The organism is Flavobacterium sp. CFBP9031 (assembly GCF_034044945.1).
Taxonomy (GTDB): Bacteria; Bacteroidota; Bacteroidia; order Flavobacteriales; family Flavobacteriaceae; genus Flavobacterium.
This window is the reverse complement of record NZ_JAXCWF010000010.1, coordinates 242120-265777: the sequence shown is the minus strand read 5'-3', so window position 1 is coordinate 265777 and position 23658 is coordinate 242120. Positions and strand designations below refer to the sequence as shown.

The window sequence follows — 23658 nt, the reverse complement described above, 5'->3', positions numbered from 1 at the left end:
CACCAAGTTTAAAGCTAAGTGTGTAATCTTTCTGTGTACGTTTTGAGTAATTATCCATACGATACTTTTTTGTGTATCGCTATTTCAGGACGAGACAAACCTGAAACAAAAAAAGGGATCAACTTTCGTTGATCCCTTTTATATTTTAGAAAAAAAACATTAATATTCTCTTCTGTTTCCGCGATCTCCGCCACGGTTGTTTCCGTAACCACCACGATCGTTTCCTCCGCGGTTGTTATTAAAACTTCTTCTTTCGCCTTCTGGTTTTGGCTCAGATTTATTTACAACGATTGTACGACCTGAAACTACAGCACCGTTCAATTCATCGATTGCTTTTTGAGCCTCTGCATCATTTGGCATTTCAACAAAACCAAATCCTTTACTTCTTCCAGTAAATTTATCAGTAATAATTTTAACAGAGTCAACTGCTCCATAAGCCTCAAAAGACTCTCTTAAATCTGCTTCCTCAATACTGAATGGAAGGCTTCCAACAAAAATATTCATAGATATTTATTTATAATAATAAGCAAATGTAGTCTTATTATTCTGTAATCTACTATATATTAGTTTATTTAAGTTTTTATTTTGATTTTGCAAAATATATTTAGACGAAGAACTTAATCAACAGGAACAAAATTCCCTTCTGGCGCAACCGGAATTTTGTAAAAAACACCTTCCGAAAAGTGCATTTCTTGCTTCTCAGCAGTAGGATCAGTATTAACTACAGTAAATTTAAATGTTCCCGAAATAGTATTTTCTTCCGTATTATATTCCGTCACGACAATTTGCCCGCTTCCTTTTGCAGTTCCAGTACTAAACTCTGCTTCTTGTCCTTTATAAGTGTTTTTATAAGTCGCTTTTGTAACATCATCTATACCTAAAACATAAGTCTTTACAGTTGGCGTAGGAAGTTTAAAACTGATTTGTTCATACCCTAGAGAACCGTGTATAACAAAAGTTCCATTCGATTCTGTTCCTGCTTCATAAACTTGAGCCCTCCAAAAATTATTGTCTTTTAAGGTCTGAAAAGCAGGATTATTAAATCTTACATCTTCTGTACAAGAGATAAGTAAAAGTAAAAGTGATAAAAAGTAAAAGTATTTTTTCATGTTTAAAATGAATTTGATGCAAAAGTATCGCATTAAGAACTAAATACTTAAATTAAAAAGTCAAAAAAATGCTAAAAAAACAACTCAAGTACATTTAATCTTCTTTAAAACGTGTTTTTCATAAAAAAATTATATCTTTGCGCCCTTAATTAACAGAGGTCGAGTACCTCAAAATTTAATCAATAAGATTATGTCAGTAAAAATTAGATTACAAAGACACGGTAAAAAAGGAAAACCTTTTTACTGGGTAGTAGCTGCAGATGCACGCTCAAAAAGAGATGGTAAATACTTAGAGAAAATCGGTACTTACAATCCAAACACTAACCCAGCAACTGTTGATTTAAACCTTGACAGTGCAGTAAAATGGTTACACAATGGTGCTCAACCAACTGATACTGCAAGAGCAATCCTTTCTTACAAAGGTGCTTTATTGAAACACCACCTTGATGGAGGAGTTCGTAAAGGTGCTTTAACACAAGAGCAAGCAGATGCTAAATTAACTGCTTGGTTAGAATCAAAAGCTGGTAAAGTTGATGCTAAAAAAGATGGTTTATCTAAAGCAAAAGCTGATGCTAAAGCAAAAGCTTTAAAAGCTGAGCAAGAAGTTAACGCTAAACGTGTTTCTGATGCTGCTGCTGCACAAGCTGAAGCTGAAGCTGCTGCACAAGCTACTGAGGCTACTGAAGAAGTTGCTGAAGCTACTGAAGAAGCTCCTGCTGCTGAAGAGAATAACGAAACAACTGAAGCATAATTTTACTTAGCGATAATGCGTAAAGAAGACTGTTTTTATTTAGGTAAAATCGCTAAAAAATTTAGTTTCAAAGGTGAAGTCTTGGTCTATTTAGACACAGATGAGCCTGAGTTATACGAAAATCTGGAATCAGTGTTTGTTGAACACAACAAACACTTGGTTCCTTTTTTTATTGAAACAAGTTCATTACACAAAAACGACTTTCTAAGAGTTCGTTTTGAAGATGTAAATACCGAAGAAGATGCAGATGCTTTATTAGGAAATGCAATCTACCTTCCTTTAACTATGTTGCCAAAACTTACTGGCAATAAATTCTATTTCCACGAAGTTATTGGCTTCGAAATCGAAGACCAGCGTTTAGGTATTTTCGGAAAAATAACTTCTATCAACGATTCAACTGCCCAGCCTCTTTTTGAAGTTTTAAATGGTGAAGTTGAAATCTTAGTTCCAATGATTGATAATTTTCTTGTAAAAATTGATCGTGAGAACAAAAAAGTAATCATGAACCTTCCTGAAGGTCTTGTGGAGATGTATCTTTAGTATTCAGTCACAGTTTTAAGTGTTCAGTTTCTTGCCTGAACTCGAAATCTTAATAATAAATTAGAATTTACTATGTTTCAGTTTAAGCAATTTTCTGTTAAACAAGACAAAACCGCTATGAAAGTAGGCACTGATGGCGTTTTACTTGGCGCTTGGGCTCCCATTCATCATAATCCGTTTAGTGTTTTAGATGTTGGCGCTGGAACAGGAATTATTGCTTTAATGCTTGCGCAGAGAAGTCATGCAGAACAAATTGATGCGCTCGAAATTGATGAAGACGCTTACGAACAAGCGGTAGAAAATTTTGAAAGTTCTCCTTGGGGCGATCGTTTATTTTGTTTTCATGCTGGTTTAGATGAATTTATTGAAGAACCGGAAGATGAATATAATTTAATTGTTTCGAATCCGCCTTTTTATGCTGAGGATTACAAAACAGATAACGAACAACGCGATTTAGCGCGTTTTCAGGATGCAATGCCTTTTGAAGAAATTGTTGAGGCTGCCGATTTATTACTTTCAGAAAACGGAATTTTAGCCGTTATTCTTCCTTTCAAAGAAGAAGAAAAATTTATTGCCCTAGCAAAAGAATCAGAACTTTATCCAATAAAAATCACAAGAGTTAAGGGAACTCCAAAATCGGAAATTAAGCGTAGTTTATTAGCTTTTAGCCGAAATGAAGTTCCTGAAATTGAAATCGATGAACTTATCATCGAAATCGACAGACACGTTTATACTCCTGAGTATATTGAATTGACTAAAGATTTTTATTTAAAGATGTAAAAAGCATCTTTAAATAAATTACTCTTTTTGCAGACACACTCCTCTTTGAAAACCTATTCCATTCGGATTTTCTTCATTAAAATATACTATTGAATAAGTAACACATTGATCATCTGTATAAATTATTTCTGCTACACTTTTATCCCCAATTTTAACATTATCTGCTCCTAAATTTTTAATACAGATCTTTTCTAATTTGCAATCACTAAGCCATTTGACACTCCAAACTGTTTGCAATTTACTTTCAAAATAACCCTCTTCAATAGAATCTTTCCGAATAGCATATTCATCTGGAAAAGCTGGAGCCGCAAACTTTCCATTCTTAAATTTAGTACAATCTAATTTTTGAGAATAACTAACAGCCCCTAATAAGAATAGACAAAAAACGATGATTTTTTTCATTATACTTTTACTATTATTTTAATTATTTGCCGTTTTTAGCAAAAAGAATTGCTCTTTCCAAAACTTCATCCTTGCCTTGCTGAATACCTAAAATAGTTGGTTTAACTTCGATATCTGGAACAATACCAATTCTTTGAGTTTCTTTTTTGTTTGGATAAAAAACTCCATAGCAGGTAAATGAAGTATAAAATCCTTTAATGAGCGAAAATCCGTAGTTTGCTCCATCTGCACCACCAGTCTGACTTCCGATAACTACACAATTAGGAACCGTTTGTAAACTCATTACAGTAAATTCAGCATGACTTACAGCTTTTTCATTAGTTATAACAATTACTTTTCCTTTATAATGATCTGGATTATTTTTTCCGCACTTCTGAATTCCTTCTCTCCAATAATAACGCCCAGGATAATTTACATCTGGATCAAGAAATCTAGCAAATTCGTTCTCTTCAGAATTAAGCCAATCTGCAATTGGATACATAACCTCGTGTGGTCGATTTCTATTATCAAAAATTATTGCATTCGTATTGTTTAATGCCGAAATTAAGGCTGGGACATCTGCTGGATTAAGTTCATCAAAATCAACGTAACCTATATTACCCTCTAAAATTTTCCATTTTTCTTTATCTGAAAACTGAATTTTTAAATCTTCGTACTTATATCTATTAATAGACTTTACTGCCGTTTTTCCGTCTCGAATAAATTCGATTTCAAAAGAAGGTGTTTTTCCGTTAAAAATTGCCCAATATGCATTCTTTAAAACAGACGGCTCGTTAGACCCTTCTACATACTTTCGGTTTTCATTCAAAATTTCCGCAATTGTTTTTCCTTCTACTTTTGTAATTACATCTCCAATTTTAATGTCACTAACTTTTGCTAGAGAATCATTTTTCAATGCAACAACTATCGCTTTTTCATCAATGATATTAACATCTGCAGGAATAAATTTATCCCCAAAATATTCGAACAATTGAGACATACTAGTTGAAGCGTGAGTATCATTTAGCTTTACAGAGATCTCGCGCATTGCCAAATTAAAATCCTTTTCAGATTCTGGAGTATAATATCTTGGTAGCATTTCATTTAATACTTTATCCCAATTTTGATCCATTTGGTATTTATAGGGAAAGAAATATTCAATGTAATTCCAATATCTGAATAACGCCAAAAGACGAAGTTTTTTGTCCGTCCATTTAAAATCTGCATATTTTACTTCATTTTTAAATTGTAATGGAGGGCCATTACTGCCGAATTCATAAGCAACATAGTACTGTTTTTCCTGAATTCTATTCTCTTCAATAAATTTCAATTTTTTTGAAAGTGATTTCGAGAACAATTCTTTATTATTGACCCATGACAAATCGAAATTTTTATCAAAATATTCTTTTTTTACAGCAGGTTTTAAAGATTCCTGTTTTTTAATTTCCCCCAAAGAATCAATCCAATTTTCAATTACCAGAGAAAATGCTTCAGAAGTCTTCGCTTCTTCAACTTTTGGTAGGATTTGAAATAATTGTTCATCCCAATTTTTACTTCCATCGGTAACATTTGGATGATAATATTTTAAGAAACCCCAGATTTTACAGGTTGCAGCTAGCTTTTGAGTTTCGGTAATTGGTTTTGAAAAAGAATATTGAAATAATAATAAAAAGGCAATAAGTACTGTTTTTTTCATTTAAAATTTGTGATTTTGGTTAGTGGTTAGGTATGTGGGATTGGTTAATTTTTAAACTTGTTCAAAAATGCTTTTAAACTGATACAGGATTCTCTCAATTAAACGCAGATCTTCGGTTACAATCTCTGCATTTCCTTTCATTTCCTGCTGGAAAGCAATTTGTTTATTGTATGATGTTTTCAAACCGTTTGGAAGCGCAACATCTATAAGTAGATTTCCTTCTTTATCGGGCACCAGCGAAATATTTTTGATCTCTCCTTTTAAAACGCCAAATTCTCTATCAGGAAAATTTGCCAAACGAATATTCACCCTCTGCCCCACTTTTATTTTTCCTGAATTTAAAGCTGGAGCTTTTACTTTTCCTATGAAACTGTTTTTTGCATCTGGAATAATAGAAAACACGTTATCTCCAACATTTATAGTCTGATTTTCGTTCCAAACCTGCAAAAAGGTGACCTTTCCACTAATTGATGATTTTAAAGCATACGCCAACTCCCAATCTCTTATCACTTTTTTCAATTGATAAAAGGACTGAGAAACACTACGGTCGAGATTAACCTCTTCTTTAGTGCTATTTATTTGCAAATTCTGGCTTGATTTTGTGTTGTCAATCAAAGAAGATCTCAATTGAGAAATCGAGGACAGCAGGCTTCGATAGTTCTTTTGCGCCTGAAGGAAATTCAATTTTTTAACTTCCATTTCCTGAGCAGAAATAATTCCTTTATTGAACAGCGTTTCAAAACGAGCCACTTCATTTTTCTGAAGCTCCAATTCGCGTTCGTTAATTATTTTCTGTTGCTGCAGGATTTCCAGTCTTTCTGTTATTTGGACTTTTTCAGACTGTTGCGCTCTACTTTCTACCTGAAATGGATGCAGGTCTTTATTTAACTCCTGCGCTTGATAATCTTTCTGGAATGTAGCATACGCACTTTCTACTTCACCGAACTGAACATTTTTCAATAGCTCAAAAGGAAATTCTTTTTGGGAGTTATTGATGTCGTATTTGTCAACAATATCCTTTAGTCGAAAAATATCCTTGTAATTGGCTGTGTTTTCAATAATAGCCAATGTGCTGTTTTTAGGAACCAGCATTTTATTTTTAACCAAAATAGCCTCAATACGTCCAGAAGATTTTGAAACGATCTTCTCTGGCGGAATATTAGTGGTAATTACGATTTCTGTTTTTACAACATCTGGATATTTGACAAACCAGGAAACAAAAAACAATAAAACAATTATGGTAAATATTAAAACTGTTCCCCATCGTATCATCCAATGTGGTACTTTGGTCAGGATATCCTGAACCTCTTCGCTTCTTAATTCAAATGTATCTTTGTTCATGATTAATTTCCTAATTGCAGTTGGTTTTTAACCAATTCAAAATAATTACCTTTTTGTTCTACCAATGACGAATGGCTTCCTATCTCTATGATTTTTCCTTTATCTAAAACCACAATCTGATCAGCATTCATAACAGTACTCAATCGATGCGCGATTACCACAACCGTTTTTTCTTTGAAAAAGATATCGAGTTTTTTCATGATTTCTTTTTCATTATTGGCATCTAAAGCCGAAGTGGCTTCATCAAAAAATAAAATTTCGGGATTTTTATAAACGGCTCTTGCTATAAGCAAACGCTGTTTCTGTCCTGTACTCATTCCCAATCCTTCAGAACCTACCTTGGTATTAAAATTTAGAGGCAGCTCACTGATATATTGTTTAATATTTGCCACATCTGCAGCATAAAGCAATCTCTCTTTATCAATTTTATCAACTCCAATAGCAATGTTGTTCGCAATGGTATCACTAAAAATAAAACCTTCTTGCATTACGGCTCCAATATTAGCTCTCCATGCATGTTGCGAAATATTTTTAAGCTGTGCGTTTCCAATAAGCACTTCTCCTTTTTCAGGTTCGTAGAACTTGAGCAGGAGCTTCATTAAAGTCGTTTTACCGCTTCCGCTAACACCAACTATTGCCGTTACTTTATTGCTCGGAATTACAAGACTTAAATTGTCTAAAACAGGAATATCTGAACCTAAATATCGAAAAGAAAGGTTTTTAATTTCTATATCGACATCTTGCGGAACTTCACTTGTCTGGTTGACCTCCTGCTGGACTTCATCTTCTTTTTGATGGATTTCAGACAATCTGGCTAAAGATATTTTCGCATCCTGAAGCTCCCTAACAAATTCAATAAGCTGCGTAATCGGCCCATTTAAACTCCCAACAATCGAGCTGATTGCTAACATCATACCTAAAGTTATAGAACCATCAATCACTAATTTTGCCGAAAGAAATACGATAAAAATATTCTTTAATTCATTAATAATTGAAGAACCAATGGTTTGAGTCTGCTCCAAAACCAATCCTTTTATAGAAACCCTAAAAAGTCTTGCCTGAACATACTCCCAGCCCCATCGTTTTTGCTTTTCGGCATTATGAAGCTTAATTTCCTGCATTCCGTTTATCAGCTCTATTACTTTACTTTGCTCATTCGAAATTTCTGCAAATCGTTTATAATCTAATGCTTCTCTTCTTTTCAAGAATAGAATTATCCAACCAAAGTATAACACACTTCCTGCAAAAAAGACTAAAAAAATCTGCAGATTATAATAAGCCAAAACAGCTCCCATTATAAACATATTAATTACAGAAAATAGAACATTGAGCGATGATGTGGTAAGAATTTTTTCGATACGGCGATGATCATTTATTCGCTGCATGATATCTCCAGTCATTCGGACATCGAAGAAGGAAATAGGCAGATTCATTAATTTGATAAAGAAATCTGAAATAAGGGAAATATTGATTCGGGTTGACAAATGTAGTAGAATCCAGCTCCTAATAAGGTCCAAACCTGTTCTTCCTGCAAAAAGAAAAAGCTGGGCAAAAAGAACCAGATAAATAAAATTAAGATTTTGATTTTGGATTCCGACATCAACAATACTTTGAGTCAAGAAAGGGAAAATAAGCTGCAATAAACTGCTTGCCAATAACCCAATGCTTAACTGTATTAAAAATGATTTATAGCGAAGAATATAATGCGATAACAGTCCAAAACCTATTTCTCCACCTTCTTGTTTATCAAATTCAGACTGAAAGAAAACAGGTGTTGGTTCCAACAGCAATGCCACACCTTCTTTGGTTTGATCGTCGGCATTATTGCCAATCCAGAATTTTAAAAAGTCTTCTTTATTATATTGAATTAGTCCAAAACCTGGATCAGAAATATAGTATGTCCCTTTTTTGATTTTATAAAGTACAACATAATGGTTTTGGTTCCAATGCAGAACACAAGGCAAGGGCACCTCTTCTAATCTCTCCAGGCTTAGCTTTACCCCTAAAGTTCTAAAGCCTGTTTTTTCGGCAGCATCGCTTAAAAAAAGTAGATTACTTCCTTCACGAGTTGTCTCGCTTGCATCACGCAATTCCTGAATTTTGATTGTTTTTCCGTAATGTTTTGCAATTATTTTTAAACACGTTGGGCCACAATCTTTGTAATCTGCCTGTTTATAATGGGGAAATTTTTTCAATTTTCATTCAAATTTATTGTCAGCAATATAATCTAAAATACTTACAAAAGAGTATAAAATTACTATGATATTGCATCCTCTGCCATTTCACTAATAAAATATTTTAGATCCAGCAAATCATATTCAGAAGGATAGATACTTCCATTTATTAATTTTACAGGTACAGAATTGAATCCATTTTTTTCAAACCAATCATATTGTGTCTGGATTTGTACTTTAGTCTCATCTTCTATAACTATATCCCATTTCTTATTCCAATCTTCTATTGGAAGATTATCAATATGCCAGTCAGATAGTGCTTCAGCAACTTTTTCAGGATTATTTTTCTTGATTTGTAAAATTTTGCATGGAATAGTTACCGATGGATTGTCCTTATTAATATTAAACAAAATGCTCAAAGATATTTTATCAGGATAATTCTTTACCAAATCTACACCTTCTTTAAAAGCAATATGACAATATTTACAATTTGGACTCAAAATTAAATTTAGCTCGATTTTAGCATCTGAATTCCCTAAAAATATCTTATCAAGATTATGAAATTTCTCTTCTAAAACAAGCTTTGAATCCGTTAGTATTTTGAATATTTTATAATTACGCTTAAATCGTTTTAATTCCTTATTTTGTGTATTTAAATCTATATTTTTATAAATAATTGGCTTTATTATCAACCAAGATGACATCACAAGAACTAAAGAGATTATATACTCAAAGTAAATACTATAAGAATAAAAATTTCCCTCAAATAAAACCGAATAATAAAAGCCTGCATTAAATAGTAGAATACATGATATTATCAAACACAGTAAACACCATTTTTTTAGTTTTACTTTTTGCAACCAAATAGAATATAAAATAAATGGAATTGCAACAATACTTAATATCCCAATAGTGAGAGTTGCTTTATATGTGTCAAAAATAAAACTAAAGAAGCTACTTCCGAAAAAAATCAGAGGTAAATCAGAAAAACTTAAAAGTCCAAAAAAGAATTGTTGATCTGATTTTATAACACTATTACATGATACTTCTTTACTTAAAGAACAAAATTTAAACAATGACTCTTCTGTCAAATTAAACTTTTCCTGAATTATAAAGATGCTAAATATAAGACCAATTAGTGTAGAAAAGAAAAAAACTAAATTGATCCAATTAAATGAATTATAAAATATAAAACCAAATATAAAAACTGTTGGCACAAGATAAAACCAATACTTGCTTTTGATATTAGCATTACCTTTTTTTTCTGTATTTGCCTCTAAACCAAGAACAATTCCAGTCCAAATGTCATTAAACTCATTCCGATTTAATATGATTGAATTTTGATTTTTATAATGAACTAAAATATTTAAATCTTTCTTTTCTATTAACACTAACTCTTCAGATATACTAGATTCATTTATTAATGCTAAAAAAGAATCTGGTAAATCTTCAAATTGATCGATAGAAATTCGAGTTGCTATATTTTCAATCTTTAGTATATCTAAAGTATCATTTATAGCAAACAAACTAGGATAATTAGGATGAGATAAAAATAGGTCAGTAAACTCTTCAGTTAAATATTTATAATCATTTAATACTAAAAATCTCTTTAGAAGCTTTTCCATTAATTTGTTTTTTTTCTAACCTTTTTACCTTTCTTGTTTTTTTGTTATCTATGATTATAACTACCTCTGTTACGTCATATGCGTTTTTATTAAAAAATAATAATGTAGATATTTTTAAATTTTCAAGCCATCTCGAAAATGCCTCTTTTAGATTTAAAATGCTTAAATAGAATTCAAAGAATATCTTATAGAACTTAATTCTAAAGGATTTCTCAGGATAAGAGGAAAAGTAATTCTTACCGATATAAAATTTTGAAGGTACTTTTTTCCAAAAAAAAGGCACAAAGTGTGGAAAATTCTTAAATGAGATTAAATGATACAATAGTATTTCGTACTGATCTTTAAAGCTAAGCGTACCATTATCCCAAAGTAAATTTCCTGGAACACCTTCAACAACAAAGAAATCAAAATAAGCTCTAATTTTTTCTTCCTGATTAAGTCTTTTTATCACATGAGTCATTGTTTCTATTTCCGATTCTAATTCAAAAATAGATTCTCCCGCTTGAAGCTCTGAAAACAAGTTGCCGCATTCATCAAATACAAAGTTTTTCTCGTTCTGAAAAACAAACTTATAATCTTTACTTTCCTCATATAATTTATTTACAAATTCATTATTTCTAAACAAAGTAAAAAAACCTGTAACGTATTCATCCCGAACACAGACCACATCAAAATTATCTAAAACCTCATCGGTCATAAATGTCCTTATATTTCCGAAGATTAAATCAATGTCTCCATGTCCCCAAAAGTCATAATCAGTAATAAATTCTGAAAAAATTACTCCATATGCGGGCTTAAAATCACATAATTTATAAGGAGAATTCAATGAAACAGAAAAGCCAATTTTCTCACTTATTAATTTTTTCAATTCTAAAAATGAGTATTCAACTACAATTATATTTTTCGGCAGTTCGTCATTAATTTTTATGTCTGTGAAAATTATAAAATCTACTGACGGATTGTACTTACATGATTCAATGAAAAATTTAAAATACCATGGGAATTTTCCATAGTAAGGATATAGCAAAGCTATTTTCTTAGGACTATCCATGCTCTAATTTATTTAATAAGGGAAGCCGTTATTTTATCATAAAATTTTTGTTTCTCGCTTGGATAACCTTCAACTAAAGTTATTTTTTTTGTTTTGTAATTATAAACAAAATAATGAGGCACATAATCAATAACTGCTTTCATTATTTTTTCATTTCTATAGATCTCGCTTGCAAAATAATGATACCCAACTAAACTGTAGTCGTTAATCATTTTCTTCCATAAATCAACACTTGCTTCGTTATCAATAGTCACATACATCGTTTTAATATCCTGTTTGCCTAAAAACAGATGCAGTTCGTCATTATATTCAAATTGTTTAATACATGGAGAGCAATATGTTGCCCAAAAATCAATGAACAAATTTTGATTTGGATATTTTTCAGCAATTGCCTCCTCAAAGGATTTCTTTTCATCAATAAGGCTATTTGAAATCGACAACCCAACAGTTGAGTCATACGAACTTAAACTTCCTATTGGAGAATTATTATTCTCCTTTTGTTTTAGATCATCTTCAAAAAGAAGATTCTCAATTATCATATTATAATTGCTTTCAGGATATTTTTTTATAAAGGCCCTGTAAACAGCTATTAAGTCTTTTTTATTTTTTACACAATTGAATCGTATTGACTCAAAAATACAACTTGCAATATATATTTCTTTGTATTGTTCGGGCTCTACAAAATCAATTACACCAAAATTTGATCTGCAACTTTTAAATAGCTCATCAAATTGATTCCAAAACCTATTGACTTTTTTATTTGTTTTTTTGGCCTGTGCTTCCATATTCCAACCCGTCATATAGAGGTTTTGATCCAATATGGTACTATACAAACTATTTTCGTTGAATACAGAATACTTTGAATTATAAAACTCAACTAATTTTTGAGCTTCTTTTGTATCAAATGCTAATCCTAATTTTTTTTTCGTTTCCTCATTTCTTCCGTTTTCTGAATAATTACCCGCAAAAAAATTAATTCGCCCCTCTATTTCAGCATTAACTGCTTTTAAACAATTCGCACTAATTTTTTTCTCTTTGTTTAAAACTTTGTAAAAATTAAATATTTTTTGTTTTTGAATATCTACATTTTTAATAACATCATCTGCATTTTTGTACTTTTTTAAAACCGTCAAAACATCAAAAACGCTATCTGCACTTAATTTTAAGTATGAATTATTTGTATAAAGGTTATTAAAAGCTGAATTATTCCCGCTTATTTCAATTCTATCTTTTTTTTGTTCTATTATTATGGAATCTCCTTTCTCTACAAAAAAAGAAAAACTTCCAAACATATACGGATCTTCATAAACTGTAATAAAGCCATTAGAATCTAATTCTAATTTTTTTACAAATTGGCCATTTTCAACTTTTATATCGTCGCTATTTTTTTTATAAAAACTTTTAGGATAATTTCCAATTGGTTTTGCTACTTTAAGAAGTTTGCCATTTTGTTTATCAAAACCTTTGCCTAGAATAACTGCATTATTTTGCGAAAAAGTTTCCTGGTTAAAAAATAGCACAAGAAACAAAACTAGTAGTCTTTGTTTATATTTATAAATGCTTATAGTCATAATAATTTAAGATAATTCTGAAGGCTTTGTTGCTGATTAAAAGAAAAATTAATAAAGAGTAAGGAGTTCCCTCCTTACCCTACTCTGTAATTTAGCAACTTACATTGCAAGCAGAGCAACATGCGCTAGCAGAAGAATACTCTCCTAGATAACGACCATTGCAAGAGCAAGAAAATCCGCCATTAATACTCTTCATTTCAGCTTTGCTTAAAGCTTTACCAAATTTTTGTAAATTTTTCATAATTTAAAAATGTTATAGTTAGGAAATAACTCATAGAATAATTTTAAAGTTTTATGATTTGCTCGCGATCAAATTCACAATTTTAAGATTAAACTTATGATTATTATAAATATAATACTTTTAAACTTACAAAATGGCAATATTTAAATTTTAACATAAAAAAACAGAGAAGATATAATCTTCTCTGTTTCGTATTTAAAAACAAATTTTAGCAACACAATTTCTTTAGGACATGGTCGCGGTTACCCTAACCAAATAAAATTAACACAGCGACCAACTCCTAAGAATCTCAGTACCAATCATCAATACTGAGAATTTGCTCAATGTTCCACGATCGAGCGCCTATACATTCAAAAAAAACATGACTAAATTCTAAATAAGGCTATATCGTATTACTTTTAAAAAAGTTAAAAATCAACAACAAAGACGACTTGTATCACAAATACCCGATGATGTATTTAGCGGACAAGTTTCGCCTAACGGTATTAAAATGCATCCTGCTTCCAAAGCATAAACCCAACAATCTGGAATTCCTCCCTTCATGGTCTTCTGCACATTTTTGTTAATGTACTGAGCACCTTCGAGTTTTAAAATCTTCTTTAACATAATTAATACCTTTTTTATATAATAACAGTGCTTGATTGTTACTATCTAAACATTAAAATTAGCAAGCATAATATTTCTCGACAGCAGTGTCATTGCAATTCAGTTCTTGTGAATACTCACTTCCTAAAATGCTTTTCTGCTCTTTTTTTGTCAGCTTTCTTGTTTCTTTGCTTTTTAAAATTTTTTCTAACATAACTGGTTATTTACATTTTTGAGTTTAAGCCTCAAATCCCTAATAACTTGATGCTTAGTATTTATTCCTTAACAGCTTCCGACGTAACTATTTGGTATGCAACTCCAGTGTGCTGGCACAGTTCCAAATTCTGTACATCTTTTCGCTTTAAATCCATCTTCACAAATAGGAGCATGATCTCCATTCATTGTTTTCAGCTCATTTGCAGTCAATTCTACTGCACCTTTCAATTTCAAAATATTCTTTAACATAACTGCAGGTTTTAAATCGGGGGATTCACTTTTTCTATTTTAACAGTCGAAATTTCTGTTTTTTTATGCTGTCTTCTCTAAAACTTGAACTTCCTCAACAAAATCATTTAAGAAATATTTCAATTCGTTCAATTCATATTCATTTGGAAACAGCCTTTCATTGACAATTTTAATAGGTGTATAATTAAAATTGTTCATAGAGCACCAATCGTATTGTTTCTGAATTTCCTGATTTATCATCATGCTTACAGAATCAACATTCCATTTTTTAAGCCATTTTTTGTGAACCATTCTCTTGATATACCAATCTGAGATTGCTTCAACTGTTTTTCCTGGCGTTGTTCTATTAATTGTTAATAGTCTTTCTACAACTGCTTTGTAAGGATTGTCGTTGTTTTCTGGATTAATATTAAAGAGAACATTCAAAAATATTTTGTCTGGAAACTTCAATACTAAATCGAAAGCTTCTTGAAAAGTTTTATAACAATGTCCGCAACTTGGGCTAAGAATTACAGAAAGTCTAACTCCTGCATTTTTATTGCCAAATGTCAAGCCTCTTAAATCTTCAAATCCTTTTGTATATTTTACTTTTTTAGATAAGAAATTTAATAGCGAATAATTTCTTTTAAATTTTTTAAGCTCTTTTAAAGAGTTCTCATTATCAAGCATTTTTTTAATCATCACTTTAACTGTCGCCCAAATCGGAATTAAAAGCAGTAAAGAAAATACATAAGGAAAAATGGCATTAAAACTAAAACTCAATGTAAAAAGATCTGATGAAAACCAAACAATACTTTGAACCAAGATTAAGAATGATATTGCTAAACACATTATACACCATTTTTGAATCTCGAATTTCTGAATCCAGATCGAACAAACTATTATTGGAATGGCCAATAAACTTAAAAATCCAATAAAAATAGCTGAACTTAAAGGCTGAACTAATATGGCGATGATGCTTGATCCAAAGAAAAGCAATGGCAAATCTGAAAAACTCAACCATCTATTTGCAATATCATCATTGAAACTTATTACAGAATGGCAAGAAGAATTTGAACTTAAATTACAGAATTTTGAAATTACGGTGTTTTTAACTCCCCATTTCTCCTGTACAATAAATATGCTTACAACAAAACCTAGTACTGATGTTACCAAAAAGGAAGCGCTAAACAAATCAAAACGATTAAAGAAGAAAGATAATCCAGCTACTAGGGCAAGAGGCAGAAAATATTTCAACCAATTGTATTCTATTTTAAGATTATCTCTTGCTACAACATTGTTTGGTTCAATAGCTACAATTACACCATTCCAGTCTAAAAGGAATTTATCATAAGATAATTTTTGAGTTCCTTTTTTTGTTGTTGTGATTCTAACGCCGCTTTTAATTTTTTCTACCAGTATTAATTCGTCTTTAAAATAAGCCAAAAAGTTTGAAGGCAAATCTTCAATCTGCTCTTTCGAAACTCTCACTGCTGCGTTCTCTACAGAAAGCAAATCAAACGAGTCTGTAATGGCAAACAAACTCGGATAATTTGGATGTGACAAAAACAGATCCTTAAACTCATTTTTGATATCTGAGTAGCGATTGATTTGCAGAAATTTTTGGACCAGCTTTAACATCGTTTTGGATCGTTTTTAAATCATAATTACACTGCAAAGATTGGGGTTTTTATTGATTAAAATCGCATGAACACATACATTTTATTAATTATACCACATACAATTTATAAATTATACCAAGTATAGTAACCACGACAACATCTTGAAATACAAGACTTTAAATGTTTATTTATTTATCAAAAAGCTTCAAAAGCCCATTTTCGATTAACGGTTTCGCTTTTTATCTAGTTTTGGATAAGTAATAATCTAAACATTAATAAACATGAAAAATAGGCCCTAAAAAAGAGGTGATTTTACAAGAAAAAAATCATAAAAAGAGGATGCAAAAAATGACCAATTTAGTCCATAATTGATCCTCCAAAAGAACAAAAAACACTCCCAAAAAAGCAAAGAAAAACAATTTTAAAAAATCGGAATTAACTTATAAATAAATCTCTTTTTCTACTGCTTTTAAAGACCAAAAAATAAACCCAAAAAACTTTACATAATCAATTTTTAGCGCTGTTTTTTATCGCATCTGATGTGACTGCCAAAAAATATTTATGAAAGATTTATAGTACTAATTTTCAATAATACAAATATCAAAAACATGAAAAATTCAAAATTAACATTCAGCGATTTTCAAATAGATAAACTTTCTAAAGAAGAACAAAAAATAATTAGAGGGGGAAATATAGACCCAAATGATGTAAACGAGCCAAAAAAAACTGGCGGAAACGGGAACCCATAAACAATAGAAAAAACTCTTTAAAAACTAATCCAAAAAAAATTAAAAGTCATGAAAAATAGCAAATTAACATTCGAAAATTTTCAATTAGAAACAATCTCTAGAAAAGAGCTAAAAACAATTAAAGGAGGTGACGATCCAGTTATTGATCCAAATAATCAAAACGAACCTAAAAAAACTGGCGGAAACGGGAATCCATAAGCAATAGAAAAAAAACTCTTTAAAAACTAATCCAAAAAATTAAAAGTCATGAAAAATAGCAAATTAGCATTCGGAAATTTTCAATTAGAAGCAATCTCTAGAAAAGAGCTAAAAACAATTAAAGGAGGTGACGATCCAATTGATCCAAATAATCAAAACGAGCCTAAAAAAACGGGCGGGAATGGAAATCCCTAAGCAATAGAAAAAACTTTTAAAAACTAATCCAAAAAAAAATAAAGTCTTGAAAAATAAAAAATTAACATTCGGAAATTTTCAATTAGAAGCAATCTCTAGAAAAGAGCTAAAAACAATTAAAGGAGGAGGTGACGATCCAACTATTGATCCAAATAATCAAAACGAGCCTAAAAAAACGGGCGGAAATGGAAACAATTAAAAAAAGTTACATCTTATGAAACTAAATATTATTCGCAAACTGAGCTGGAGACACTCCGGTTCTTTTGCGAAATGATTTTGCAAAAGATACGGCATTTTTAAAACCAACACTTTCTGCAATTGCCTGCGTCGAATATTTTCGATACAAATGGTTTGTAATCATCTGATTGATCACGTAGTTAATTTTCAATTCATTAGAATATTCACTAAATGATTTTCCAAATCTTTTATTCACTACATAAGACAAATAAGTGGTATTGGTCTTTATTTTTTTTGCAGCATAGGAAAGCGTAAAATCGGCATTTAAGTATTCTAGCTTTTCTTCCAAAAGCAATAGTTTTTCTACTATTTTATTTTCTTTGGCTTCGTCGATACTCAAATTAGCATTTTCTTTTTTCAAGGCAACATCCTCTACTTCTGGAATTTCTGTTACTATTGCTTCGGCTGCAACTTGTTCCGTTTCTGTTTTTTCAAGTTCTTTTCTTTCCAGATTAGCTTTGAACTCTTCAATTAAAGCGTTCATTTTCTTTTGCGCTTTATTTTTATCCCTAATATTTTTTATGAGAAAAAATACAATTCCAACTACGAGAATGACATAAAATATTTTTAATGCTTTATTCCAAAACACTTCATATTTATATTTCTCCTGAACGCTAAGCATTTCTCCGCTAAGATCTGCCGTACCCAATTTATAGTTAACCTCTAATGCTTCATCTCTAAGATTTCCTTCATATTTTTCATAAGAATCCAAGTATAGTTTAGAGTGTTTGTAGGCTAACTCAGGTTCATTTTTGATACTGTAAATTTTAGCCTGTATATAGTTAGACCTAAAAAAACTAATGTCTACCGTTTTGTTTTTTTGACTAATAGAATCTACCTTTTTTAAAAATATAAGCGCTCTATCATATTTTTTAATCGAATAATAAAGGTCTCCTAAATTAAAACAAGCAACTTGATATAGCGATTCATTGTCCACTTGTTTTGCATAAAAAGAGATATCGTAATAAATTTTTTCGGCGTTGGTAAAGTCCTTTTTAAACACATAAATATTACCTAAACTAAGTTTGGCAGTAGTCTTGTTATCAATAAATTTATCCGAATAGGCTACACTTTTTTTATAATAATATTCTGCAGAATCTAATAAATAGGTTTTTTCACGATTTTTAGAATAATATCCTTCGTAAGAATTTCCGAGATTGGTATAAGTGTTGCTTTTAGAATTTTGAAACTGATCTTTTTCGTACAGACTTTCATTCTTGTCTAAGAATGCTTCATTTTGTTTTAAGATTTTTATAGATAACTGATAGTTGCCAACACTTTCATTAAGCAAGGCAATATTGGCTTTAAATTTTACAATTTGAACAACATCACCTATTTTAGTAGAAAGTTTAACTCCTTCTTGATAGCTGCCTAGAGCCTTACCATAATTAGATCTTTTCCAATAAGTAAGACCTCTATAGTTACATAGATAAGCTTGCAGTTTTGTTTTTTCGTTTGATTCAGGAATCTTGTCTAAGTGCTTTATCGCTTCCGCATACATTTTTTCAGACTTATCAGCATCTCCTTTTAACTGATACAAATACGAACCTGCGCCATAAGCAAAAGCTTTGTGGATGTTATCTTTAGACTTAAGCATCTGATTCACATAACCTAAGCCTTCATCATTATCTCCATTAACACTAAAGCGAATTTTATCCTGTAATTCTAAATACTTTTCTTCTGTAAGCTCTCCATTGGTTTGAGCAGCTCCACTGCAAAGCATTAGTAATAAAAAGAAAAAAGAGATGATCAGCCTCATTAAGTTTGTTTTTGGAATTCAAAAATAGTCTATAAATTATCAATAAACTACAATTTATTTGCCAAATTCCTATTAATTTTATTTTTACTATAAAAAAATATAACAATTTTATATCTATTTGTTATATTTTTATTCAGTAAATTTGCTTTGCTAAATTAAATAACATGAAACCAGACCTATTTCAATCTCCAGATTACTATAACATAGACGATTTGCTAACAGACGAACACAAATTAGTTCGCGAATCTGCACGTGCGTGGGTTAAAAGAGAAGTTTCTCCTATAATAGAAGAATATGCTCAAAAAGCTGAATTTCCTAAACAAATTATAAAAGGTCTTGGCGAAATTGGTGGTTTCGGTCCTTATATTCCTGTAGAATATGGAGGCGCAGGACTAGATCAAATTTCTTATGGTTTGATTATGCAGGAAATCGAAAGAGGCGATTCTGGCGTAAGATCAACCTCATCTGTACAATCTTCTCTAGTCATGTATCCTATATGGAAATACGGAAATGAAGAACAAAGAATGAAATACCTGCCAAAACTAGCGACAGGAGAATTTATTGGTTGTTTTGGTTTAACAGAACCCGACCATGGTTCGGATCCTGGAAGTATGATTACCAATTTTAAAGATATGGGCGATCATTATCTTTTAAATGGTGCCAAAATGTGGATTTCAAATGCTCCGTTTGCCGATATTGCTATTGTTTGGGCTAAAAATGAAGAAGGCCGTATTCACGGATTAATAGTTGAACGTGGTATGGAAGGTTTTTCGACTCCAGAAACGCACAATAAATGGTCGCTTCGTGCATCTGCAACAGGCGAGCTTATTTTTGATAACGTAAAAGTTCCAAAAGAAAACCTTTTACCAAATAAATCTGGCTTAGGCGCACCGCTTGGCTGTTTAGATTCTGCTCGTTACGGAATCGCATGGGGAGCAATTGGCGCAGCAATGGACTGCTATGACACTGCTTTAAGATATGCAAAAGAGAGAATCCAGTTCGGAAAACCAATTGGAGGAACTCAATTACAGCAAAAAAAATTGGCCGAAATGATTACCGAAATCACAAAAGCACAATTATTAACTTGGCGTTTAGGTGTTTTAAGAAACGAAGGAAAAGCTACGACTGCGCAGATTTCTATGGCAAAACGAAACAACGTAAACATGGCGATTACTATTGCTCGCGAAGCAAGACAAATGCTTGGAGGTATGGGAATCACAGGCGAATACTCTATTATGCGCCACATGATGAACCTTGAAAGTGTGATTACGTACGAAGGAACTCATGATATACATTTATTAATAACTGGAATGGATGTAACTGGAATCCCTGCGTTTAAATAATTGATAATTATTAAAATATATACAAAATCAATCTTAAAAAGCTTCTTCTAACAGAGAAGCTTTTTATCTTTGCATTAAAATTTTTTTAAAATGAATATCGAAACGATAAACAAAAGCATACAAACACAAAAAGACCAACTATTACATCATTCTTTATACAATAAGATTCAAAACATAGATGACTTACACAGCTTTCTAGAAACACACGTTTATGCTGTTTGGGATTTTATGTCACTTTTAAAAGCATTGCAGGCCAAACTTACTTGCACAACAACACCTTGGTTTGCAACTAAAAACCCAGAAACTCGTTATTTAATTAACGAAATTGTTCTTGCAGAAGAAACCGATTTGACAATTGACGGAAGAAGACAAAGCCACTACGAAATGTATCTAGAAGCAATGGAAGCTTGTGGAGCCAATACAACCGGAGTTTTAAGCTTTTTATCAGAAGTACATTCGCTTCAAAATATATTTGTTGCCATCAAACAAAGTTCATTACATCCAAATGTAAAATCTTTCCTTGATTTTACTTTTAGAGTTATCGAAGAAGGAAAACCACACGAAATTGCTGCTGCATTTACCTTTGGAAGAGAAGATTTGATTCCGAGTATGTTTACTCAGATTTTGAAAAATTTCCAGAAAAACCTTCCCGATACAGATCTAGCAAAATTGCTATACTATTTTGAAAGACATATCGAATTGGATGCCGACGAGCATGGACCAATGGCTATGCAAATGATTACAGAACTATGTGAAGAAGATGCTCAAAAATGGAAAGAAGTTGAAGAAGTTTCAATTCTTGCCTTAGAAAGACGTATCGCACTTTGGAACGCCATCGAAGAAGAAATCGTGATGAAAACCGAAATGGTTTAAAACAAAATAAGTTATTTAACGTAACTCTTTTCTAAAAAATTCCAATAACTGAAACTGTTTTAACAACAGATAAGTTATTGGAATTTTGTTTTTCATACCTTTGACATTCAAACTGTTGAAAACACTTTCAAATGAAAATTATCGATTTCATTCCAACAGAACAATTAAAGCCTTTTGTCAAAACTTACAGAATTATTCAAAGCGAAGACGAATTGACAAACAGGGTTTTGCCCAGCACTTCGCTAGCAATTGCTTTTCGCTGCAAAGGCGACGTCAATTATATTCAAGAAAATCGGCATGATAAATTACCCCTTTCTACAATTTCGGGTATTCGCAAATCTGTACGATTAATTAATTATGCAAAAGATACGGCAACTCTTGTCGTTCAGTTTAAAGAAGCTGGTGCTAAAGCTTTTTTTAAAGAACCGCTTCATGAATTATTTGAAGAAAGTGTTTCGCTCGACAACTTTATTCCAAGGCAAAAAATTGCCATTATTGAAGAACTTTTAGCCGAAGCAAAAACCAACAATCAAAAAATTGCAATTATAGAACAGTTTCTTTTATCAAGACTCCACAATTATAAACCAGACGATTTAATCTCAGCTGCCATTAATATCATACAATCTAAAAAAGGCATCGTTAAAATAAAAGAACTTGTCGATGCACTTTTTATCAGTCAAGATGCTTTTGAGAAAAGATTCCGAAAAACAATTGGATCATCTCCAAAACAATTTTGTTATGTTGTTCGTATAAAATCAATTATCGATCACAAACAAAAAAACCAAAACCTTATCGATCTGGCTTTTGATGCGGGTTATTTTGACCAGCCTCACTTTAATAAAGACTTCAAATTGTTTACAGGACAAACTCCAACAGAGTTTTTCAACTTTCCTTCATTTTGGTAAATCAATGATTTTTTACAATGATTAGAGCTTCGTAATTCTGAATTTTACATCAATAAAAACAAGAATTATGAAAACAAATCTTTTAATCGTAATTGTCTTTTTGACATTATTCAGCTATAGAACAAATGCTCAATCAACAACAATCAATTCAGAAATTGAACCTAAAAAATCAGAAACCATGCAGCAAATTTTTATCGATAAATTTATTGTTCCTGAGAAATCAAGACAAGAATTTTTAGAACGAGTGCAAATCAACCGAAACTTTATAAAACATTTAAACGGATTTGTAAATGACAATGCTTACGAACGCGTTGATGAAAAAGGCAATTTAATTTACATTACAATTGCCGTTTGGGAAAATGAAACGGTCTTGAAAAGCGCCAAAGAAGCTGTACAAGCTTACTATAAAAAAGAAAGTTTTAATATCTTTGAAATGTTTGAAAGACTTCACATTACTATGGAACGAAATATTTACAAAGAAGCCACAAAACCGTAACTAGTCATTTAACGTAACTATTTGTTTAAAGCGACTAGAATCTAATTGGAACAAATTATGAAACCACATTTTAAACAAATAGTTACTATTATACTTTCAGTATTTCTTTTGAGCTGCAGTTCAGACGAAACTACTCCCACAACTTCTCCACCAGTTGTAACTCCACCTAAAACCACAGAACCACCAATTGCCAGCAAAGTAAATTATTTAGCTTTAGGCGACAGCTACACCATTGGTCAAAGCGTGTGTGCTACGTGCCGTTTTCCTGAGCAATTAAAGGCAAGTTTAAACGCCATGTATTCTAGTAGCATTTCTCTTAAAATAATCGCTACAACAGGCTGGACAACATCCAATTTAATTTCGGCCATTGATTCTCAAAATCCAGAATCCAACTACGATCTCGTAACACTTTTAATTGGTGTTAACAATCAATTTCAGCATAGAAGTTTTTCTATTTACGAAAAAGAATTCCCAGAATTAGTCAACAAAGCCATTATGCTAGCCAAAGGCGACAGAAAAAATGTTGTCGTAATTTCTATTCCAGACTACGCGTATACTCCATACGGACAAGCTCTTGCAGGAAATCAAAGCGGTACAATTTCAACAGAAATTAACCAATACAATGCTTTTGCAGAGAAATATTGCAATAACAATCAAATTGCCTTTGTATCAATTACAGAAATCACGCGCGAAGGACTCAACAGTCCGATTTTGGTTGCTTCAGATGGTTTGCATCCTTCAGAAGCCGCTTATAGAATGTTTGTCGATAAGATGATGCCTAAGGTTAAAATAGCACTGCAGGATTAAGATTTTTTATTTATTAGAAGCAAAAAAACTCATTTTCAAAATCACGTTTAGTCCCGCTATCCGCTTTATCTTTTGTGTTGAACCCCAACACAAAAGGATATCGCTTCTATCGGGGCTAAATTAGACGTTTTCATTTTTTATAGAAAATAAACCTATTTTTGCTAAAATTGATTCTTCACGATTCA

The 23658-nt window shown here is 31.6% G+C and carries 24 protein-coding genes; 12 read left to right on the top strand and 12 right to left on the bottom strand.

All coding sequences use genetic code 11. The annotated features are described in order from the left end of the window. Positions 1 to 159: 159 nt before the first annotated feature. Positions 160 to 504 (bottom strand): RNA recognition motif domain-containing protein, encoded by a 345-nt coding sequence (locus SOM12_RS17815; protein ID WP_095929711.1) that lies wholly within the window; start codon positions 502 to 504, stop codon positions 160 to 162. A 113-nt stretch (positions 505 to 617) separates the two neighbouring features. Further along, on the bottom strand, positions 618 to 1109 hold the full coding sequence (locus tag SOM12_RS17810) for a DUF6252 family protein (protein ID WP_320494663.1): 492 nt from the start codon (positions 1107 to 1109) through the stop codon (positions 618 to 620). Between the two features lie 190 nt (positions 1110 to 1299). On the opposite strand from SOM12_RS17810, the gene SOM12_RS17805 reads away from it, so the two are divergent. From SOM12_RS17805 to SOM12_RS17795, 3 genes are all read left to right on the top strand, one after another. Further along, positions 1300 to 1860 (top strand): 30S ribosomal protein S16, encoded by a 561-nt coding sequence (locus SOM12_RS17805; RefSeq protein WP_320494662.1) that lies wholly within the window; start codon positions 1300 to 1302, stop codon positions 1858 to 1860. A gap of 15 nt (positions 1861 to 1875) precedes the next feature. After that, positions 1876 to 2400 (top strand): ribosome maturation factor RimM, encoded by a 525-nt coding sequence (gene rimM, locus SOM12_RS17800; protein ID WP_320494660.1) that lies wholly within the window; start codon positions 1876 to 1878, stop codon positions 2398 to 2400. Positions 2401 to 2472: 72 nt separating this feature from the next. Then, positions 2473 to 3180 (top strand): tRNA1(Val) (adenine(37)-N6)-methyltransferase, encoded by a 708-nt coding sequence (locus tag SOM12_RS17795; protein ID WP_320494658.1) that lies wholly within the window; start codon positions 2473 to 2475, stop codon positions 3178 to 3180. Between the two features lie 18 nt (positions 3181 to 3198). Here the strand turns inward: SOM12_RS17795 and SOM12_RS17790 are convergent, their stop codons facing one another. From SOM12_RS17790 to SOM12_RS17750, 9 genes are all read right to left on the bottom strand, one after another. Continuing rightward, complete coding sequence (locus SOM12_RS17790) at positions 3199 to 3582, bottom strand: hypothetical protein (protein WP_095929705.1); 384 nt, start codon at positions 3580 to 3582, stop codon at positions 3199 to 3201. 22 nt (positions 3583 to 3604) lie between these two features. Continuing rightward, positions 3605 to 5257, bottom strand: coding sequence for a S41 family peptidase (locus SOM12_RS17785; RefSeq protein ID WP_320494657.1), 1653 nt, complete (start codon positions 5255 to 5257; stop codon positions 3605 to 3607). 51 nt (positions 5258 to 5308) lie between these two features. Next, positions 5309 to 6598: an HlyD family secretion protein gene (locus SOM12_RS17780; RefSeq protein WP_320494656.1), complete on the bottom strand. Its 1290-nt coding sequence runs from the start codon at positions 6596 to 6598 to the stop codon at positions 5309 to 5311. A gap of 2 nt (positions 6599 to 6600) precedes the next feature. Beyond that, positions 6601 to 8793, bottom strand: coding sequence for a peptidase domain-containing ABC transporter (locus SOM12_RS17775; RefSeq protein ID WP_095929702.1), 2193 nt, complete (start codon positions 8791 to 8793; stop codon positions 6601 to 6603). A 62-nt stretch (positions 8794 to 8855) separates the two neighbouring features. After that, a complete protein-coding gene (locus tag SOM12_RS17770) occupies positions 8856 to 10397 on the bottom strand; it encodes a vitamin K epoxide reductase family protein (protein ID WP_320494654.1) in 1542 nt (513 codons plus the stop codon). Continuing rightward, entirely contained in the window at positions 10360 to 11448 is a 1089-nt protein-coding gene (locus SOM12_RS17765) for a DUF6625 family protein (RefSeq protein ID WP_320494653.1), read from the bottom strand. The genes SOM12_RS17770 and SOM12_RS17765 overlap by 38 nt, the downstream gene beginning before the upstream one ends. Positions 11449 to 11456: 8 nt before the next feature. Beyond that, the gene (locus SOM12_RS17760; RefSeq protein WP_320494652.1) at positions 11457 to 12740 is read right to left on the bottom strand and encodes a TlpA family protein disulfide reductase; all 1284 of its coding nucleotides are present in this window, start codon (positions 12738 to 12740) and stop codon (positions 11457 to 11459) included. 1387 nt (positions 12741 to 14127) lie between these two features. Further along, on the bottom strand, positions 14128 to 14310 hold the full coding sequence (locus SOM12_RS17755) for a hypothetical protein (RefSeq protein ID WP_320494651.1): 183 nt from the start codon (positions 14308 to 14310) through the stop codon (positions 14128 to 14130). A gap of 63 nt (positions 14311 to 14373) precedes the next feature. Next, positions 14374 to 15930, bottom strand: a complete 1557-nt coding sequence (locus SOM12_RS17750; protein ID WP_095929697.1) for a vitamin K epoxide reductase family protein — start codon at positions 15928 to 15930, stop codon at positions 14374 to 14376. Between the two features lie 589 nt (positions 15931 to 16519). Between SOM12_RS17750 and SOM12_RS17745 the strand changes: the two genes are divergently transcribed. The 4 genes from SOM12_RS17745 to SOM12_RS17730 are packed head-to-tail and all read left to right on the top strand — an operon-like array spanning position 16520 to position 17252. Beyond that, entirely contained in the window at positions 16520 to 16660 is a 141-nt protein-coding gene (locus SOM12_RS17745) for an rSAM-modified peptide (RefSeq protein WP_095929696.1), read from the top strand. Between the two features lie 48 nt (positions 16661 to 16708). After that, positions 16709 to 16858: an rSAM-modified peptide gene (locus tag SOM12_RS17740; protein WP_095929695.1), complete on the top strand. Its 150-nt coding sequence runs from the start codon at positions 16709 to 16711 to the stop codon at positions 16856 to 16858. Between the two features lie 48 nt (positions 16859 to 16906). Then, positions 16907 to 17053 carry an rSAM-modified peptide gene (locus tag SOM12_RS17735; protein WP_320494650.1) on the top strand — a complete coding sequence of 49 codons (147 nt, stop codon included), beginning with the start codon at positions 16907 to 16909 and terminating at the stop codon, positions 17051 to 17053. A gap of 46 nt (positions 17054 to 17099) precedes the next feature. Continuing rightward, on the top strand, positions 17100 to 17252 hold the full coding sequence (locus SOM12_RS17730) for a TIGR04149 family rSAM-modified RiPP (RefSeq protein ID WP_095929692.1): 153 nt from the start codon (positions 17100 to 17102) through the stop codon (positions 17250 to 17252). A gap of 21 nt (positions 17253 to 17273) precedes the next feature. On the opposite strand, the gene SOM12_RS17725 is transcribed toward SOM12_RS17730, so the two are convergent. Beyond that, positions 17274 to 19049: a helix-turn-helix domain-containing protein gene (locus tag SOM12_RS17725; RefSeq protein WP_320494649.1), complete on the bottom strand. Its 1776-nt coding sequence runs from the start codon at positions 19047 to 19049 to the stop codon at positions 17274 to 17276. Positions 19050 to 19213: 164 nt separating this feature from the next. On the opposite strand from SOM12_RS17725, the gene SOM12_RS17720 reads away from it, so the two are divergent. The 5 genes from SOM12_RS17720 to SOM12_RS17700 all read left to right on the top strand — a co-directional run bounded on the left by SOM12_RS17720 (position 19214) and on the right by SOM12_RS17700 (position 23473). Continuing rightward, on the top strand, positions 19214 to 20392 hold the full coding sequence (locus tag SOM12_RS17720) for an acyl-CoA dehydrogenase family protein (RefSeq protein ID WP_095929690.1): 1179 nt from the start codon (positions 19214 to 19216) through the stop codon (positions 20390 to 20392). Between the two features lie 90 nt (positions 20393 to 20482). Then, entirely contained in the window at positions 20483 to 21265 is a 783-nt protein-coding gene (locus SOM12_RS17715) for a DUF3050 domain-containing protein (RefSeq protein ID WP_095929689.1), read from the top strand. Between the two features lie 131 nt (positions 21266 to 21396). After that, a complete protein-coding gene (locus tag SOM12_RS17710) occupies positions 21397 to 22170 on the top strand; it encodes a helix-turn-helix domain-containing protein (protein WP_320494647.1) in 774 nt (257 codons plus the stop codon). A 67-nt stretch (positions 22171 to 22237) separates the two neighbouring features. Next, entirely contained in the window at positions 22238 to 22666 is a 429-nt protein-coding gene (locus SOM12_RS17705; RefSeq protein WP_095929687.1) for a hypothetical protein, read from the top strand. 57 nt (positions 22667 to 22723) lie between these two features. Next, positions 22724 to 23473, top strand: a complete 750-nt coding sequence (locus tag SOM12_RS17700; RefSeq protein WP_320494644.1) for an SGNH/GDSL hydrolase family protein — start codon at positions 22724 to 22726, stop codon at positions 23471 to 23473. Positions 23474 to 23658: the final 185 nt, after the last annotated feature.

What these genes read in the sequence shown, in the direction of transcription:
- SOM12_RS17795 (WP_320494658.1), top strand. Translation starts at nt 2,473, where the DNA reads ATGTTTCAGTTTAAGCAATTTTCTGTTAAACAAGACAAAACCGCTATG.
- SOM12_RS17765 (WP_320494653.1), bottom strand. Translation starts at nt 11,448, where the DNA reads ATGGATAGTCCTAAGAAAATAGCTTTGCTATATCCTTACTATGGAAAA.
- SOM12_RS17805 (WP_320494662.1), top strand. Translation starts at nt 1,300, where the DNA reads ATGTCAGTAAAAATTAGATTACAAAGACACGGTAAAAAAGGAAAACCT.
- SOM12_RS17815 (WP_095929711.1), bottom strand. Translation starts at nt 504, where the DNA reads ATGAATATTTTTGTTGGAAGCCTTCCATTCAGTATTGAGGAAGCAGAT.
- SOM12_RS17735 (WP_320494650.1), top strand. Translation starts at nt 16,907, where the DNA reads ATGAAAAATAGCAAATTAGCATTCGGAAATTTTCAATTAGAAGCAATC.
- SOM12_RS17720 (WP_095929690.1), top strand. Translation starts at nt 19,214, where the DNA reads ATGAAACCAGACCTATTTCAATCTCCAGATTACTATAACATAGACGAT.
- rimM (WP_320494660.1), top strand. Translation starts at nt 1,876, where the DNA reads ATGCGTAAAGAAGACTGTTTTTATTTAGGTAAAATCGCTAAAAAATTT.
- SOM12_RS17715 (WP_095929689.1), top strand. Translation starts at nt 20,483, where the DNA reads ATGAATATCGAAACGATAAACAAAAGCATACAAACACAAAAAGACCAA.
- SOM12_RS17790 (WP_095929705.1), bottom strand. Translation starts at nt 3,582, where the DNA reads ATGAAAAAAATCATCGTTTTTTGTCTATTCTTATTAGGGGCTGTTAGT.
- SOM12_RS17770 (WP_320494654.1), bottom strand. Translation starts at nt 10,397, where the DNA reads ATGGAAAAGCTTCTAAAGAGATTTTTAGTATTAAATGATTATAAATAT.
- SOM12_RS17760 (WP_320494652.1), bottom strand. Translation starts at nt 12,740, where the DNA reads ATGTTTGGAAGTTTTTCTTTTTTTGTAGAGAAAGGAGATTCCATAATA.
- SOM12_RS17725 (WP_320494649.1), bottom strand. Translation starts at nt 19,049, where the DNA reads ATGAGGCTGATCATCTCTTTTTTCTTTTTATTACTAATGCTTTGCAGT.
- SOM12_RS17740 (WP_095929695.1), top strand. Translation starts at nt 16,709, where the DNA reads ATGAAAAATAGCAAATTAACATTCGAAAATTTTCAATTAGAAACAATC.
- SOM12_RS17810 (WP_320494663.1), bottom strand. Translation starts at nt 1,109, where the DNA reads ATGAAAAAATACTTTTACTTTTTATCACTTTTACTTTTACTTATCTCT.
- SOM12_RS17750 (WP_095929697.1), bottom strand. Translation starts at nt 15,930, where the DNA reads ATGTTAAAGCTGGTCCAAAAATTTCTGCAAATCAATCGCTACTCAGAT.
- SOM12_RS17705 (WP_095929687.1), top strand. Translation starts at nt 22,238, where the DNA reads ATGAAAACAAATCTTTTAATCGTAATTGTCTTTTTGACATTATTCAGC.
- SOM12_RS17710 (WP_320494647.1), top strand. Translation starts at nt 21,397, where the DNA reads ATGAAAATTATCGATTTCATTCCAACAGAACAATTAAAGCCTTTTGTC.
- SOM12_RS17780 (WP_320494656.1), bottom strand. Translation starts at nt 6,598, where the DNA reads ATGAACAAAGATACATTTGAATTAAGAAGCGAAGAGGTTCAGGATATC.
- SOM12_RS17755 (WP_320494651.1), bottom strand. Translation starts at nt 14,310, where the DNA reads ATGTTAAAGAATATTTTGAAATTGAAAGGTGCAGTAGAATTGACTGCA.
- SOM12_RS17700 (WP_320494644.1), top strand. Translation starts at nt 22,724, where the DNA reads ATGAAACCACATTTTAAACAAATAGTTACTATTATACTTTCAGTATTT.
- SOM12_RS17785 (WP_320494657.1), bottom strand. Translation starts at nt 5,257, where the DNA reads ATGAAAAAAACAGTACTTATTGCCTTTTTATTATTATTTCAATATTCT.
- SOM12_RS17745 (WP_095929696.1), top strand. Translation starts at nt 16,520, where the DNA reads ATGAAAAATTCAAAATTAACATTCAGCGATTTTCAAATAGATAAACTT.